At 72.5% G+C, this 15,221-nt stretch carries 15 protein-coding genes; 8 read left to right on the top strand and 7 right to left on the bottom strand.

The window, feature by feature from the left end; genetic code table 11:
* The first annotated feature begins 165 nt into the window (after positions 1 to 165).
* On the top strand, positions 166 to 1,692 hold the full coding sequence (locus KC207_RS07715) for a SulP family inorganic anion transporter (protein WP_437179128.1): 1,527 nt from the start codon (positions 166 to 168) through the stop codon (positions 1,690 to 1,692).
* A 30-nt stretch (positions 1,693 to 1,722) separates the two neighbouring features.
* Here KC207_RS07715 and nadA read toward each other — a convergent pair whose 3' ends face one another.
* Both nadA and KC207_RS07705 read right to left on the bottom strand, forming a co-directional pair.
* Positions 1,723 to 2,919 (bottom strand): quinolinate synthase NadA, encoded by a 1,197-nt coding sequence (gene nadA, locus KC207_RS07710; protein ID WP_437179127.1) that lies wholly within the window; start codon positions 2,917 to 2,919, stop codon positions 1,723 to 1,725.
* Between the two features lie 17 nt (positions 2,920 to 2,936).
* Complete coding sequence (locus KC207_RS07705; protein WP_249138627.1) at positions 2,937 to 3,458, bottom strand: DinB family protein; 522 nt, start codon at positions 3,456 to 3,458, stop codon at positions 2,937 to 2,939.
* 101 nt (positions 3,459 to 3,559) lie between these two features.
* On the opposite strand from KC207_RS07705, the gene KC207_RS07700 reads away from it, so the two are divergent.
* The 4 genes from KC207_RS07700 to aat all read left to right on the top strand — a co-directional run bounded on the left by KC207_RS07700 (position 3,560) and on the right by aat (position 7,011).
* Positions 3,560 to 4,723 carry a glycerate kinase family protein gene (locus KC207_RS07700; protein WP_211602426.1) on the top strand — a complete coding sequence of 388 codons (1,164 nt, stop codon included), beginning with the start codon at positions 3,560 to 3,562 and terminating at the stop codon, positions 4,721 to 4,723.
* 135 nt (positions 4,724 to 4,858) lie between these two features.
* A complete protein-coding gene (locus KC207_RS07695) occupies positions 4,859 to 5,227 on the top strand; it encodes a HesB/IscA family protein (protein WP_211602425.1) in 369 nt (122 codons plus the stop codon).
* Positions 5,228 to 5,270: 43 nt separating this feature from the next.
* On the top strand, positions 5,271 to 6,254 hold the full coding sequence (locus tag KC207_RS07690) for a carbohydrate kinase family protein (protein ID WP_211602424.1): 984 nt from the start codon (positions 5,271 to 5,273) through the stop codon (positions 6,252 to 6,254).
* A 13-nt stretch (positions 6,255 to 6,267) separates the two neighbouring features.
* Entirely contained in the window at positions 6,268 to 7,011 is a 744-nt protein-coding gene (gene aat, locus KC207_RS07685) for a leucyl/phenylalanyl-tRNA--protein transferase (protein ID WP_211602423.1), read from the top strand.
* Here the strand turns inward: aat and KC207_RS07680 are convergent.
* Both KC207_RS07680 and KC207_RS07675 read right to left on the bottom strand, forming a co-directional pair.
* Positions 6,975 to 7,229 (bottom strand): sulfurtransferase TusA family protein, encoded by a 255-nt coding sequence (locus tag KC207_RS07680; protein WP_211602422.1) that lies wholly within the window; start codon positions 7,227 to 7,229, stop codon positions 6,975 to 6,977. The genes aat and KC207_RS07680 overlap by 37 nt on opposite strands.
* The gene (locus KC207_RS07675) at positions 7,226 to 8,401 is read right to left on the bottom strand and encodes an aminotransferase class V-fold PLP-dependent enzyme (protein WP_249138626.1); all 1,176 of its coding nucleotides are present in this window, start codon (positions 8,399 to 8,401) and stop codon (positions 7,226 to 7,228) included. The genes KC207_RS07680 and KC207_RS07675 overlap by 4 nt, the downstream gene beginning before the upstream one ends.
* A gap of 93 nt (positions 8,402 to 8,494) precedes the next feature.
* On the opposite strand from KC207_RS07675, the gene ctaC reads away from it, so the two are divergent.
* The 3 genes from ctaC to KC207_RS07660 are packed head-to-tail and all read left to right on the top strand — an operon-like array spanning position 8,495 to position 11,581.
* Entirely contained in the window at positions 8,495 to 9,385 is an 891-nt protein-coding gene (gene ctaC, locus KC207_RS07670) for an aa3-type cytochrome oxidase subunit II (protein WP_249138625.1), read from the top strand.
* Positions 9,386 to 9,411: 26 nt separating this feature from the next.
* Positions 9,412 to 11,163: an aa3-type cytochrome oxidase subunit I gene (ctaD, locus tag KC207_RS07665; protein WP_211602547.1), complete on the top strand. Its 1,752-nt coding sequence runs from the start codon at positions 9,412 to 9,414 to the stop codon at positions 11,161 to 11,163.
* A gap of 13 nt (positions 11,164 to 11,176) precedes the next feature.
* Positions 11,177 to 11,581 (top strand): cytochrome c oxidase subunit 4, encoded by a 405-nt coding sequence (locus KC207_RS07660; protein ID WP_249138641.1) that lies wholly within the window; start codon positions 11,177 to 11,179, stop codon positions 11,579 to 11,581.
* Between the two features lie 9 nt (positions 11,582 to 11,590).
* Here the strand turns inward: KC207_RS07660 and KC207_RS07655 are convergent, their stop codons facing one another.
* From KC207_RS07655 to qcrB, 3 genes are all read right to left on the bottom strand, one after another.
* On the bottom strand, positions 11,591 to 11,944 hold the full coding sequence (locus KC207_RS07655; protein ID WP_249138624.1) for a metallopeptidase family protein: 354 nt from the start codon (positions 11,942 to 11,944) through the stop codon (positions 11,591 to 11,593).
* A gap of 2 nt (positions 11,945 to 11,946) precedes the next feature.
* Positions 11,947 to 13,377, bottom strand: a complete 1,431-nt coding sequence (locus tag KC207_RS07650) for a serine hydrolase domain-containing protein (RefSeq protein WP_211602420.1) — start codon at positions 13,375 to 13,377, stop codon at positions 11,947 to 11,949.
* 103 nt (positions 13,378 to 13,480) lie between these two features.
* Positions 13,481 to 15,220: a cytochrome bc1 complex cytochrome b subunit gene (gene qcrB, locus KC207_RS07645; RefSeq protein ID WP_211602419.1), complete on the bottom strand. Its 1,740-nt coding sequence runs from the start codon at positions 15,218 to 15,220 to the stop codon at positions 13,481 to 13,483.
* Position 15,221: the final 1 nt, after the last annotated feature.

Genomic DNA, 15,221 nt, shown 5'->3' with positions numbered 1-15,221 from the left:
CGGGGATTCGGGCAAGCGGCCCGGGGGCCGGTAGCCTGGGTCCGCTGCGTCCGCCGCGACCAGGCGTCGACGCTCCACGACACCAGACCTGAAGTCCTGCCCGACGACGTGCGGGGCCTGCCCCGGTGTGCCCGGGGCGACCACCGCCGACCCCTCGGAGCACCCGTGTCCCGTCCCGTTCCCGCCGACGCCGAGCTGCACCCGTTCCCGCACGAGGAGGAGACCACCTCCGTGCGGGCGGCCCTGCGCTCCCCGCAGCGGCTGCGCACCGAGGTCCTCGCCGGCCTCGTCGTCGCGCTCGCCCTCATCCCCGAGGCGATCTCCTTCTCGATCATCGCCGGCGTCGACCCCCGCGTCGGGCTCTTCGCCTCCTTCACGATGGCCGTCTCCATCGCCTTCCTCGGCGGTCGTCCGGCGATGATCTCCGCCGCCACCGGCGCGATCGCCCTCGTCATCGCGCCGGTCGTGCGGGAGTACGGCCTCGACCACCTCCTCGCGACCGTCGTCCTCGGCGGTCTGATCCAGGTCGTCCTCGCCGTCCTCGGGGTCGCGAAGCTCATGCGCTTCGTCCCGCGCTCGGTCATGGTCGGGTTCGTCAACTCGCTCGCCATCCTCATCTTCATGGCGCAGCTGCCCCACCTCGTCGACGTGCCGTGGGTCGTCTACCCGCTCGTCGCCGTGGCGCTCGCCGTCATCGTGTGGCTGCCGAAGGTGACGACGGCGGTCCCGTCGCCGCTCGTCGCGATCGTCGCGCTCACCGCCGTGACCGTCGTCGCCGCGGTCTCCGTGCCGACCGTCGGGGACGAGGGCGCGCTCCCGGACAGCCTGCCCGCCCTTCTCGTGCCCGACGTGCCGTGGACGCTCGAGACGCTGCGGATCATCGCCCCGTACGCCCTCGCGATGGCGCTCGTCGGCCTCATGGAGTCGCTCATGACGGCCAAGCTCGTCGACGAGATCACCGACACCCACTCGAGCAAGACCCGCGAGTCGTGGGGTCAGGGCGCCGCGAACGTCATCACCGGCTTCTTCGGCGGTATGGGCGGCTGCGCGATGATCGGCCAGACGATGATCAACGTCAAGACCTCCCGCGCCCGGACCCGGATCTCGACCTTCCTCGCCGGGGTCTTCCTGCTCATCCTCGTCGTCGTGCTCGGCGACCTCGTCGCGCTCATCCCGATGGCCGCGCTCGTCGCCGTCATGATCATGGTCTCGGTCGCGACCTTCGACTGGCACAGCATCCGCCCGGCCACCCTGCGCCGGATGCCCCGCAGCGAGACCCTCGTCATGGTCGTCACCGTCGCGGTGGTCGTCGCCACCCACAACCTCGCGATCGGCGTCGTCGTCGGCGTGCTCACCGCGATGGTGCTCTTCGCCCGCCGCGTCGCCCACCTCACCGTGGTCCGGGAGGTGCCGACCGACGCCCACGACACGAAGGTCTACGCCGTCGAGGGCGAGCTGTTCTTCGCCTCGAGCAACGACCTCGTCGGCCAGTTCGACTACGTCGGCGACCCCGCGAACGTCGTGGTGGACCTCACCGCGGCCCGGGTCTGGGACGCCTCGAGCGTCGCGGCCCTCGACGCCGTGACGACCCGGTACGCGAGCAAGGGCAAGACGGTCCAGGTCGTCGGGCTGGGCGGTCACAGCGCGGACCGGCACGAGCGGCTCGCCGGCCACCTCGGCGGCGGCCACTGACGCCCTGGCCGGCAGCCCGGTCGGGGCGGCTCAGTCCTTCGCGGTCTCGCCGGGCAGGGCGAGCATCCGGTCGAGCGCGACCCGCGCCCAGTGCGCGGTGTCCTCGTCGACCCGGATCTCGTTGACGACCCGCCCGTCGACGAGCGACTCCAGCGCCCACACGAGGTGCGGCAGGTCGATGCGGTTCATCGTCGAGCAGTAGCAGACGTTCTTCTCGAGGAAGACGATCCGCTGCTCGGGGAACTGCGCGGCGAGCCGGCGGACGAGGTTGAGCTCGGTCCCGACGGCCCACGAGGTCCCGGCCGGGGCCGCGGCGATCGTCTTGATGATCTTCTCCGTCGAGCCGACCTCGTCGGCGAGCTCGACGACCTCGTTGCGGCACTCCGGGTGGACGATGACCTTGACGTCGGGGATCTCGCGGCGTGCGGCCTCGACGGCCTCGACCGAGAACCGGCCGTGGACCGAGCAGTGCCCGCGCCAGAGGATCATCGTCGCGTCGCGCAGCTGCTCGACGGTGAGGCCGCCCATCGGCCGGTGCGGGTCCCACACGACGCAGTCCTCGAGCGCGCCGCCGAGGTCGCGGGCGTAGGTGTTGCGACCGAGGTGCTGGTCCGGGAGGAAGAGCACCTTGCCGCCGTCGCCGGCCTGCTCGAGCGCCCAGGACAGCGCGGTCCTCGCGTTCGAGGACGTGCAGATCGTCCCGCCGTGCCGGCCGGTGAAGGACTTGATGGCCGCGGAGGAGTTCATGTACGTCACGGGCACGGTCGTGTCGGCGACCCCGGCCTCGGCGAGCTGCTCCCAGCAGTCCTCGACCTGGTCGATCGCGGCCATGTCGGCCATCGAGCACCCGGCGGCGAGGTCGGGCAGGACGACCTGCTGGGCGTCGGCGGTGAGGATGTCGGCGGACTCGGCCATGAAGTGGACGCCGCAGAAGACGACGTACTCGGCGTCCGGCCTGGCCGCGGCCTCCTTGGCGAGCTTGAAGCTGTCGCCGGTGACGTCGGCGAACTCGATGACCTCGTCGCGCTGGTAGTGGTGGCCGAGGACGAACAGCCGGTCGCCGAGCGCCGCCTTGGCCGCACGGGCGCGCTCGACGAGGCCCGGGTCCGACGGCGCCGGAAGGTCGCCGGGACACTCGACCCCACGTTCCGTGGCGAGGTCGCGTCCCTGTCCGAGGACGAGCAGGGGGAGGGGTGCGTGCGGCGACGTGCTGGTCGTGGTGCTCACGCCCCCGATCGTATGCCTCACCCCATCGTGCGACGACCGTCGACCGACTCGCGGAGGATGTCGGCGTGCCCCGCGTGCTGCGCCACCTCGGCGACGAGGTGGACGAAGGAGCGGCGGGCCGACCGGACGGCACCGGGCGCGAACCACGGGGCCGGCGGTAGCGGGTGCGTCGTGCCGAGGTCCGGGATCTCCCGGACCGCGGTGTCGGTGTCGGCGGCCGCCCGGTGCAGGTCCTCGACGAGCCCGGCGAGCGTCTCGCCCGGCAGCATCCGGAAGGAGTCGGTGAACTCCTGCTCGTCGCCGCCCATCTCCCCGCTGCGGGCGAACGCCGTCCACTGACGCTCCATGAGCGTCACGTGCTTGACGATGCCGCCGAGGCAGAGGCTGCTGACCGTCGGGGTCGCCGCCGCCTGCTCGTCGCTCAGCCCGTCGACCGTCATGAGGAGCAGGTACCGCTGGGTCGCGAGCGACTCGAGCAGGTCGCCCCGCTCGTCGCCGTCGCCGACGCTCGGGGCCATCGGGGTCTCGTCGCTCGTCATCTCGTCCTCCTCCGGGGGCCGGCCCACCGCGAGCCGTCGACCCGACGCTAGGTTGCCCCACCGACAGCCGCCCCGACCCCGCCCCCCGATACGCTCGCCCGGTGCGAGTCCTCATCGCCCCGGACGCCTTCGGGTCCACCCTCGGCGCCACCCAGGTGGCGGCGGCGATGGCGCAGGGCTGGGCCGACGGCGCCCCCCACGACGACCTGCGGACGCTCCCGCTGTCCGACGGGGGGCCGGGGCTGGTCGACGTCGTCCAGCAGGCCGTCGGCGGGACGACGGTCGCGACGACCGTGAGCGACCCCCTCGGCCGCGAGGTCCCCGCGGGGGTGCTCCTCGTCGACGAGGGCGGGCGCCGCACCGCGTGGGTCGAGGCCGCGCAGGCGAGCGGGCTGCACCTGCTCGCCGCGGACGAGCGCGACCCCGGGGTCACGAGCACGTGGGGCGTCGGCGAGCTCCTCGAGGTCGCCGTCGCCGAGGGGGCGACGCGGGTCGTCGTCGGCGTCGGGGGCAGCGGGACGAACGACGCCGGGGCGGGGATGCTCGCCGCCCTCGGCGCGGGGCCGGCCTCGGCCCTGGCCCGCGGCGGGCTCGCGCTGCGGGAGGCCGACGAGTCGGCGCTCGTCGGGCTCGCGGGGGTCGTGGACCGGCTGCGGGACGTCGAGCTCGTCCTCGCGACGGACGACGAGACCCCGCTGCTCGGCCTCTCCGGCACGAGCGCGGTCGACGCGCCGGCCAAGGGCGCCTCCGCGGAGCAGTCCCAGCGGCTCGAGTCGGCGCTCGGGCACTTCACCGACGTCCTCGGCCGGGTGCTCCCCGCCCCGACGGACCTGCTCACCGGACGGCCCCGACGGCTCGACCGCGAGCCGGGCGCCGGCGCGGCGGGGGGTCTCGGCCACGCGCTCCTCGCGCTCGGGGCCCGGCCGGTCGGCGCGGTCGCGGAGGTCCTGCGGGTCACCGGCTTCGGGGTGGCGGCCGCCGGCAGCGACCTCGTCGTCACCGGCACCGGACGCCTGGACTGGACCGCCGTGCGCGGCTCGGTGGTGTCCGGGGTGGCCGAGGCGACGATGGAGACCGCCCGTCCGGTCGTCGCCGTCGCGGGGGAGTGCCTCGTCGGGCGGCGCGAGACGATGACGATGGGCCTCGCCGGGGTCTACGCCGTCGCCGAACAGCCGCACGAGCGGGACGCGCTCGTCGCGGACCCCGTCGCGACGTTGCGCGCCCGGACCGCGCGGGTGGCCCGGACCTGGTCGCCGGCCCGCTGACCCCGGTCGGTGTCCGCCGCCGTCGGTGGGGGGACGTACAGTGGAGGACGTCCGGGAACACCCGGGGCCCCGTGCGTGGTTCTCCCTCGTGACGGGCCCACCGGCCACCTCCACCGATGCACGAGGAGTCCTCCGATGAGCGACCAGCTCCAGACCACCGAGGCCACCGAGACCGCGACGCACGGCGTCGTCGTCACCGACGTGGCCGCCTCCAAGGTCGCGTCCCTGCTCGCGCAGGAGGGTCGCGACGACCTGCGCCTGCGCGTCGGCGTCCAGCCCGGCGGCTGCTCCGGTCTCATCTACCAGCTCTACTTCGACGAGCGCACCCTCGACGGTGACCTCGTCCGCGACTTCGACGGTGTCGAGGTCGTCGTCGACCGGATGAGCGCCCCGTACCTCGACGGCGCGACGATCGACTTCTCCGACACCATCGAGAAGCAGGGCTTCACGATCGACAACCCGAACGCAGGCAGCTCCTGCGCCTGCGGCGACAGCTTCGGCTGACCGGGCCCGTCCGCGTCCCCGGCGGGACGGTAGGTTGACCGACGTGCAGATCGCCGTCACCGGGTCCATCGCCACCGACCACCTCATGACCTTCCGTGGGAGGTTCGCCGACTCCCTCGTCGTCGAGCAGCTCGACAAGATCTCGGTGAGCTTCCTCGCCGACCGGCTCGAGATCCGGCGCGGGGGCGTCGCGGGCAACATCTGCTTCGGGATGGGGGTCCTCGGGGCCCGCCCGATCATCGTCGGCGCCGTCGGCGAGGACTTCGGGGAGTACCGCAGCTGGCTGTCCCGGCACGGCGTCGTCACCGACCACGTGCGCGTGTCCGAGACCGCGCACACCGCGCGGTTCGTCTGCACGACCGACGACGACATGGCGCAGATCGCGACCTTCTACGCCGGCGCGATGAGCGAGGCGCGAATGATCGAGCTCGGCCCGGTCCACGAGCGGTGGGGCCTCGACCTCGTCCTCGTCGGTCCCGACGACCCCGAGGCGATGCTCCGGCACACCGACGAGTGCCGCACCCGGGGCATCCCGTTCGTCGCCGACCCCTCCCAGCAGCTGGCCTTCGCCGACGGCCCGTTCATCCGCAAGATCGTCGACGGCGCCGACTACCTCTTCACGAACGAGTACGAGTCGCACATGACCTCGACGAAGACCGGCTGGAGCCAGGAGGAGATCGACGACCGCGTCACGACCCGGGTCATCACCCGCGGCAAGGACGGCGCCGAGGTCCGCACGAAGGGCGAGGAGACGATCCACGTCCCGGTCGCGGGCGAGGTCGAGCGGGTCGACCCGACCGGCGTCGGTGACGCCTTCCGGGCCGGCTTCCTCGTCGGGCTCGCCGGCGGGCTCGGCCACGAGCGCTGCGCGCAGCTCGGGTCGGTCCTCGCCGCCCACGTCCTGGAGACCGTCGGCACCCAGGAGTACACGGTGACCCGGCGCTCGTTCGTCGACCGGTTCGAGGCGGCCTACGGCCCTGACGCGGCCGAGGAGATCGTCCCGTTCGTCCGCTGCCGTCAGGACTGACCGCGGGGCGAGCGTGGTCTTCCCTCCCGTCCCGCCGGCGCCGAGCCCGTGGCTCTTCGACGCCGCCCGCGCGGCGCCGGGTGACGACCTCGTCGCCGCCGGCGCCGACCTCGAGCCCGGCACGCTCCTCGAGGCCTACCGGATCGGCCTCTTCCCGATGGGGCTGGGCCCCGGAGGTCACGGCACCCTCGGCTGGTGGTCCCCGGACCCCCGCGGCGTCATCCCGGCCGGTGGCCTGCGGGTGCGCAAGTCGCTGCGCAAGGTGCTGCCGCGCTTCGAGGTGACGGTCGACACCGCGTTCGCCGACGTCGTCGCCGCGTGCGCGGACCCCTCCCGCGAGGGGCGGTGGATCACCCCCGAGGTCGAGCGGGCGTACGCCGGGCTGCACGAGCTCGGCTGGGCGCACAGCGTCGAGGTGTGGCGCGGGAGCGACCTCGTCGGCGGCCTCTACGGCGTGTCGGTCGGTGGGCTGTTCGCGGGGGAGTCGATGTTCCACACCGAGCGCGACGCCTCGAAGGTCGCGCTCGTCGGGCTCGTCCGCCGGTTCCACGCCGACGGCGACCCGCGCCGGATCGTCGACGTCCAGTGGGCGACCGACCACCTGCGGCGGATGGGCGCCCAGGAGTGGAGGCGGGAGGACTACCTCGTGCGGCTCCGCGCCGCCCTCGAGGCGCCGCAGGTCGACCTCGCCGCCGTGCCGCCGGCCGACCTCGCCGCCGTTCAGTCCGGCGATCCGCCCCCGACGAGCACGGTGTAGCGGGTCCAGCCGTCCTCGTCCTCCACGGTGAGGCCGTGCCCCCGCATCCGTGCCCAGGCGGGGACGTCGGACCGGGCCGCCTCGTCGTCGGCGAGCAGGACGAGCGTCGCCCCGTCGTCCAGGTCACGGCAGGCCCGGGCCGCACGGATCACCGGGACGGGGCAGCGCGTGCCGCGGGCGTCGAGCAGCGGGGGCGCACCGTGGCCGGCGTCGCTCACAACGCGTCCGTCCCGAGCCGGGCCCGCACCGCGGCGACGACCTCGGGCAGCGCGGTGCACAGCCGGTCGACGTCGCGCTCTCGGTCGGGGGAGACGGAGGCGAGCGGGAGGGTGACCCGCACGTTGCCGTGGGTGAGCACCCCCATCGCGGCGAGGACGTGGCTGGGGCGCAGGGCGCTCGAGGTGCACGCCGACCCCGACGCCACGGCGAGCCCGTGACCCGCGAGCTCGTCGAGGAGGACCTCGCCGTCGGCGAAGAGGACGCTGAACGTCACGACGTGGGGGAGCCGGTCCGCAGGGTCGCCGACGACCTCGACGTCCGGGACCCGCGAGGCCGCCGTGCGCACGCGGTCGACGAGGTCCCGGGCGGCCGAGGCGTCGTCGTCGGCGGCCGCCTCGCCCTGCCGCCAGGCCTCGGCGGCGGCGAGCGCGAGCGGCACCCACGGCGCGGCCGGGGCACGCCCGTGCTCGGCCTCGAGCCGCGGTGCGGGCAGCCCCCAGCGGACCCCCGGCCGGACGGCGAGGAGGCCGAGGGGCGGCCCTCCGAAGGACGCGGCGTCGGCGACGACCACGTCGCCGACGGCGGGCAGCGGCGAGCGTCCGAGGGACGCGGTCGCGTCGACGAGGAGCGGGACGCCGGCGTCCCGGCACAGGGCGGCGAGGTCCTCGACCGGCTGCGTCGTGCCGACCTCGGCGTTGCCGGTCGAGACGACGGCGGCGGCGACCCCGGGCCCGGCGACGGCGGCGGCGAACGCGTCGACGTCGACGCGGCCGAGCCGGTCGACCGGGACCGGTTCGGCGTCCCCGGCGCGCAGGAGGACCACGGAGCGCTCGACGGCCGTCGCGACGACCACGGTCCCCACCCGCCGGCGGGCGTGGGTCAGGCCGGTGAGGCCGGTGACGAGGGCCTCCTCGGCGCCCGCGTGGAGCGAGAGGTCGTCCGGGCGGACGCCCATCGCCCCGGCGAGCACGGACCGGGTGGTGTCGAGGAGCGAGCGGGACCGGCGCCCCGGGGCGTGCCGTCGGGAGGGGTCCGCCCACGCGGCGTCGAGGGCCCCGGTGAGGGTCGCCGCGGCGAGCGGGTGGAGGGGGCCGCGCGAGGCGTCGAGCACCCCCGTGGACGGGGGGTCGACGGGGGCGGGCGAGGGGGCGTCCGGGGGCGTTGGTGCCACGCTGTCGACGGTAGCCCCCTTCCTGTCCGGCGTGACGACGGTGCAGTAGAGTGACGGCGTTCTCCCAGACTCACCGACACGAAGGGTGCAGCGGTGCGGCAGCACGTCATCCCCACGCCGGAGCGGGCCGGTCGGCGCCGTGGCATCACGGCCCTCCTCGGGGCTCTCACCGTCCTCGCCCTCAGCGGCTGCGCCAGCGGAGAGCTGCGCGGCGACGCCTCCACGGGGTGGCTCCCGCCCGCGGTCACCGAGGACGGCGACCGCGTCACGAACCTCTGGATCGGCGCGTGGATCACCCTCATCGGGGTCGGTCTGCTCGTCATCGGCCTCATCGTCTGGTGCGTCGTGGCCTACCGCCGTCGCAAGGACGACACCCAGCTGCCCGTGCAGCTGCGGTACAACATCCCGATCGAGATCCTCTACACGGTCGTGCCGATGCTCATGGTCGTCGTGTTCTTCTACTACACGGCACGCGACGAGGCCGCCCTCATCGACACCTCGCAGGAGCCGGACGTCACCGTCAACGTCGTCGGCAAGCAGTGGAGCTGGGACTTCAACTACCTCGAGGACGACGTCCACGAGGTCGGCACCCAGGCGATCCTCACGGGTGAGCCGGGCGCGGAGGAGACCATCCCGACGCTCTACCTGCCGGTCGGCGAGCGGGTCGAGTTCGTCCTCACCGCCCGTGACGTCATCCACTCGTTCTGGGTGCCGGCGTTCCTGCACAAGATGGACATGATCCCCGGCCGGGTCAACCGCTTCCAGGTGGTGCCGACCCAGGAGGGGCAGTTCAAGGGCAAGTGCGCCGAGCTGTGCGGCGCCTATCACTCGCAGATGCTGTTCAACGTCAACGTCGTCTCCCGCGAGGAGTACGAGGCGCACATGGCGGACCTGCGGGCCGCCGGTCAGACCGGTCTGCTCAACAACACCCTCAACCGTGAGCAGCTCATGGAGGGCCAGACCGTGACGGACGAAGGGAACTGAGGATGAGCGCCGCCACCGACTCCACCATGCTGCGCGAGTCCACGACGACGAGGTCCCGCAGCCGGACGACCTCGCCGGGTGCTCTCGTCGTCAAGTGGGTCACGACGACCGACCACAAGGTCATCGGCAACCTGTACTTCATCACCGCCTTCATCTGGTTCCTCATCGGCGGGGTGCTCGCCCTCGTCATCCGCGCCGAGCTCGCCGAGCCCGGGCTGCAGGTCGTCGAGAACCCCGAGCAGTACAACCAGATGTTCACGATGCACGGCACGATCATGCTGCTGCTGTTCGCGACGCCGCTCTTCGCGGCGTTCGCCAACGCGCTCATGCCGCTGCAGATCGGCAGCCCCGACGTCGCGTTCCCGCGGCTCAACATGTTCGCGTACTGGCTCTACCTGTTCGGCGGGCTCATCGCGGCCGGTGGCTTCCTCACCCCCACCGGCGCGGCGGCGTTCGGCTGGTTCGCCTACGCCCCGCTCTCGGACGCCACCTACAGCCCCGGCATCGGCGGCGACCTGTGGGTGTTCGGCCTCGCGCTCAGCGGGTTCGGCACGATCCTCGGCGCCGTCAACTTCATCACGACGATCCTCGTGATGCGCGCCCCCGGCATGACGATGTTCCGGATGCCCATCTTCACGTGGACGGTGCTCGTCACCTCGATCCTCGTGCTCATCGCCTTCCCGGCGCTCGCCGCGGCCCTCTTCGCGCTCGGTGCCGACCGCCGCTTCGGGGCCCAGATCTTCGCCCCCGAGAGCGGGGGAGCGATGATGTGGCAGCACATCTTCTGGTTCTTCGGGCACCCCGAGGTCTACATCATCGCGCTGCCGTTCTTCGGCATCATCTCCGAGATCCTCCCGGTGTTCTCGCGCAAGCCGATCTTCGGCTACAAGACCCTCGTCTACGCGACGATCGCCATCGCCGCCCTGTCGGTCTCGGTGTGGGCGCACCACATGTACGTCACCGGTCAGGTGCTCCTGCCGTTCTTCGCGATCATGACGATGCTCATCGCGGTGCCGACCGGGGTGAAGTTCTTCAACTGGATCGGCACGATGTGGGGCGGCAAGCTCGACTTCTCGACGCCGATGCTGTGGTCGCTCGGCTTCCTCGTGACGTTCCTGTTCGGCGGGCTCACCGGCATCATCCTCGCCAGCCCCGCCCTGGACTTCCAGCTGTCCGACAGCTACTTCGTCGTCGCGCACTTCCACTACGTCGTCTTCGGCACCGTCGTCTTCGCGATGTTCGCCGGCTTCTACTTCTGGTGGCCGAAGCTCACCGGGAAGATGCTCGACGAGACGCTCGGCAAGATCCACTTCTGGCTGCTGTTCGTCGGCTTCCACACGACGTTCTTCGTCCAGCACATCCTCGGCGCGCAGGGCATGCCGCGGCGGTACGCCGACTACATGCCGGAGGACGGGTTCACGCTCGGCAACCAGATCTCGACGATCGGCGCCTTCGTCCTCGGGGCCTCCCTCATCCCGTTCTTCTACAACATCTGGAAGACCGCGACGACGGCCCCGCACGTGGAGTCCGACGACCCGTGGGGCTACGGCGGCTCGCTGGAGTGGGCGACGTCCTGCCCGCCCCCGCGGCACAACTTCGACACGATGCCCCGCATCCGGTCCGAGCGTCCCGCGTTCGACCTGCACCACCCCGAGGCCGCGCCGGCCGGGATGTACGAGGCCGGGCACCAGAAGGACAGCTCGCTCGTGAGCGCGCTCGGTCCGGCCGACATGCACGACGCCTCGATGGTCGACGGCGACGAGAAGAAGGGGAGCTGACGCCGTGCGCGCCATGGAGAAGATCGGCCTGCTCGTCGGGGTGTTCGCCTTCGTCGTCTGTGCGATCTACTGGGGCTGGACCTCGACGTTCGTCCAGGGTGTCGAGTGGGTCGGCGTCATCGGCCTCATGCTCGCCGGCCTCCTCGGCTTCATGATCGCCTGGTACCTCTGGATGACCCGACGCAAGCTCGAGCGGGACCCGTCCGACGACCCGCTCGGCGAGATCGACGAGATCCAGGGGGACTACGGCTTCTTCAGCCCGCACAGCTGGCAGCCGCTGTTCCTCGCGGGTGCCGCGGCGGTGTGCTTCCTGGGCCTCGCTGTCGGGTGGTGGCTCTTCATTATCGGCGCGTTCCTCGCCGCCCCGGCCCTGGTCGCGTGGACCTTCGAGTACTGGAAGGGCCCGAACGCCCTCTGAGCGGCGGGGTCACCCCCAGCCGAGGTCGTGCAGGGCCTCCTCCTCGATCCCGAAGTGGTGCGCGATCTCGTGCACGACCGTGACCGCGATCTCGTCGGTCAGCTCCTCGATGTCGTGGCACATCCGCGCGAGCGGACCCCGGAAGAGCACGATCCGGTCCGGCAGGGCCCCCGCGGCCCACAGGTCGCCCCGCTCGGTGAGCGGGACGCCGTCGTAGACCCCGAGCAGCTCGGGGTCCTCCGGCGGCGGCTCGTCCTCGACGAGGAACACGACGTTGTCGAGCATCCGCATGAGCTCCTCGGGGACCTCGTCCAGGGCGTCCTCGACGATGGCGTCGAACGCCTCGGGGCTCGGGGCGTCCACGGTCAGCGGGTCCGACCGTCGGCGTCCGGGGCGTGGAGGAGGCCGAGCACCGGGGGTCCGAGGGGTACGCCGTTCCACCGGGCGCTCACGGTCCCGGCGTGCAGCCGCACCGACAGCGCGTGCGGGGTCTCCACGGCGGCGACGGTCGCCTCGAAGGTGTCCGGGGCGCTCCACCCGCCGGTCGCGGCGTAGGGCGTCTGCCGGGCGCCGGCCCAGGACCCGTCCCCGCAGGGCACCTCGACGATTCCGTCGTCGTCGACGGTGAGCACCCAGTCGGCGGCGTCACCGGGCGTCCCGCGACGCACGGTGACCGCGGTGAGGCGGGGGTGATCGGGGACCGGGGTGTGCTCGGACCGCCACGGCCCGTCACCCGTCGGCTCGGCGCTCGACGCGCGCACCGGCAGACTCCTCGTGGCCAGCCACTCGGCGAGGCGGGCCGCGGCGTCCGGGTCCGGCGGCAGCGGCTCGTCGGACAGCGCCGGCAACAGCTCCTCCCAGACGGCGTCGAGGGTCCCCTGGGTGCGGTCGGTGCAGGACGTGAGCGCGAGCACGAGGCGGGCGTCCGGCACGACGACCGAGAACTGCCCGAACGCCCCGTCGGCCCGCACGGCGTCGTGACGGCAGCGCCACATCTGGTAGCCGTAGCCCTGCTGCCAGTCGGCCGACTCCGGGTGCGCCGAGGTGTCGGTGTGCACGGCGGTCATCTGCTGCACCCAGCCCTCGGGCAGTACCCGACGGCCCCGCCACAGCCCGTCGCACCGGACGAGCTCACCGAGACGGGCGACCGACTCCGTGCTCACGTGCAGGCCGGAGAACCCGATGTCGAGACCCTCGGAGGACTGCCAGGAGGTCCCCGTGATGCCGACCGGCTCGAACAGGCGGGGTCGCAGGTAGTCGGTGAGCCGTTCGCCGGTCGCCCGCTGGACGGCGAGGGCGGCGAGCAGGGTCGCACCGTTGTGGTAGACGAACGAGCCGACCTCGTCCTCGGGCTCGCGGGCGAGGAAGGTCTGCGGGAAGGTCGTCACCCCCCGTCCGCGGTGGACGAGGGTGTCCTCGCGGTGGCCCGTGCGCATCGCGAGGACGTCGTGGAGGGTGAGGGCTGCGGCGCGGGGACCGGCGACGGAGGCGGCCTCCGGGAAGAGGTCGACGAGCCGGTCCTGGAGGTCCAGCCGTCCCTCGGCGACGGCGAACCCGACCGCACAGGCGGTGACGGTCTTCGACACGGAGTAGACGAGGCCGGGTCGGTCACAGTCGTAGGGGGCCCACGACGCCTCCGCGACGACGTGGCCGTCGCGGAGCACGACGACGGCGTGCGGCTCCAGCCCGGAGTCCTCCCAGCGCCGCAGGAGGCGGGCGAGTGCCTCCGAGGGGACCCCGTGGGCCTCGGGGGAGCTGCGCGGGAGGTCGAGCACGGCGTCACCGTCGGGCGTCATGACGTCAGCCTAGGCGGGGGGACCGGTAGCGGGGACGTCGCGGTCCTGGACGACGACGGCCGCACCCGGGAGGGGTGCGGCCGTCGTCGGTGGGCGCGGTGCGTCAGCGGCGTCCGGCGGTCTCCGCCGACTCGATCTGCTGCGAGGACTCGGCCGGTTCGATGGCCTCGGCCTCGTGCCCGTGGTGCTGGGCGGCGGCGAGCTCGGCCGGGGTGACCGGGTTGACCGCGTCCGCGAAGTAGAAGCGCGACAGGGCCGCCCGCAGCCGGTCCTTGCGCGCCGCCGGGCGGACCACGCCGTGCTCGTCGACCTCGGGCTCGATCTCGAGCGGCCGCTTGGCCTCGTGCTGGACGAGGATCCACTGGTCCTCGGGCAGCTGGGTCTCGTGGCGCTCGAAGAACCGGCCCTCGGGGGTCCGGATGATCGTGCCGGACTCGCGGCCGTGGAGGACCGTCTCGCGGTCACGCCGCTGGAGGGCGAGGCACGTCCGCTTCGTCACCCAGAACGCGATGATCGGCAGGACGAAGAAGCCGATCCGGAAGAACCACGTGATGTCGTTGATCGACAGCCCGAGGCGGATCGCCATGATGTCGTTGCCCGCGGCGAACATCGTCACCGAGTAGGCGGTGATGCCGGCCATCCCGATGCCGGTGCGGACCGGGGCGTTGCGGGGACGCTCGAGCAGGTGGTGCTCGCGCTCGTCCTTCGTGGCCAGGCGTTCGACGAACGGGTAGATCGCCAGGACGAAGTAGACGAGGGGCAGCAGGACCAGGGCCCCGAGCGCGATGTTGAGCGACAGCGTGTAGCCCCAGAACTCGAACTCGAGCCAGCCCGGCAACAGCCGCAGTGCACCGTCGGCGAATCCCATGTACCAGTCGGGCTGCGACCCGGCGGTCACGGGGGAGGGGTCGTACGGTCCGTACCCCCAGATCGGGTTGATCTGGATGACGGCCGAGATGAGGGCGATGACACCGAAGACGATGAAGAAGAACCCACCGGCCTTCGCGGCGTACACCGGCATCACCGGGTAGCCGACGACGTTGTCGTTCGTGCGGCCGGGCCCGGGGAACTGGGTGTGCTTCTGCAGCGCGACGAGCGCGATGTGCACGGTGAACAGCCCGACGAGCAGCGCCGGCAGCAGCAGCACGTGCGCCGAGTACAGCCGCGGGATGATCATCTCGCCGGGGTAGGGGCCGCCGAAGATGCCGTACACGAGGTAGGTCCCGATGACCGGCGCCGTCTGCACGAAGCCCGCCATGGCGCGGATGCCGGTGCCCGAGAGCAGGTCGTCGGGGAGGGAGTAGCCGGCGAAGCCCTCGATGATCGCGAGGAGCGCGAGGACGGAGCCGATGACCCAGTTGAGCTCGCGGGGCTTGCGGAACGCGCCGGTGAAGAAGACGCGGAACATGTGGACGACGATCGCCACCGTGAAGAGCAGCGCCGCCCAGTGGTGGATCTGGCGGATGATGAGCCCGCCCTTGATGTCGAACGAGATGTTCAGGGTCGACGCGTAGGCCTCGGACATCTCGACGCCGCGCAGCGGCACGTAGCTGCCGTCGTAGATCACGTGCCCGACGCTCGGGATGTACCAGAAGGTGAGGAAGACCCCGGTGAGCAGGCAGATGATCATCGAGTACATCGCGATCTCGCCCAGCATGAAGGACCAGTGGTCCGGGAAGACCTTCTTCATGAGGTAGCCGACCGGCTTGGCGGCCCCGGTCCGGTCGTCGACCCAGCCGGCGATGCCGCCGACCCGGCGGGCGCCGGCGGAGGCCGGTGCGGCCTGGGCGACGTCGCCGTCGCGCAGGGCGTCCGCGGGGCGGGGGTTCGGGGTGGCGGTCATC

The sequence above is a fragment of the Phycicoccus avicenniae genome, from assembly GCF_018139485.1.
In the GTDB taxonomy this organism is placed as follows: Bacteria; Actinomycetota; Actinomycetes; order Actinomycetales; family Dermatophilaceae; genus Phycicoccus; species Phycicoccus avicenniae.
Note: the sequence above shows the minus strand (reverse complement) of the source record. Positions and strands in the feature narration are given on the sequence as shown.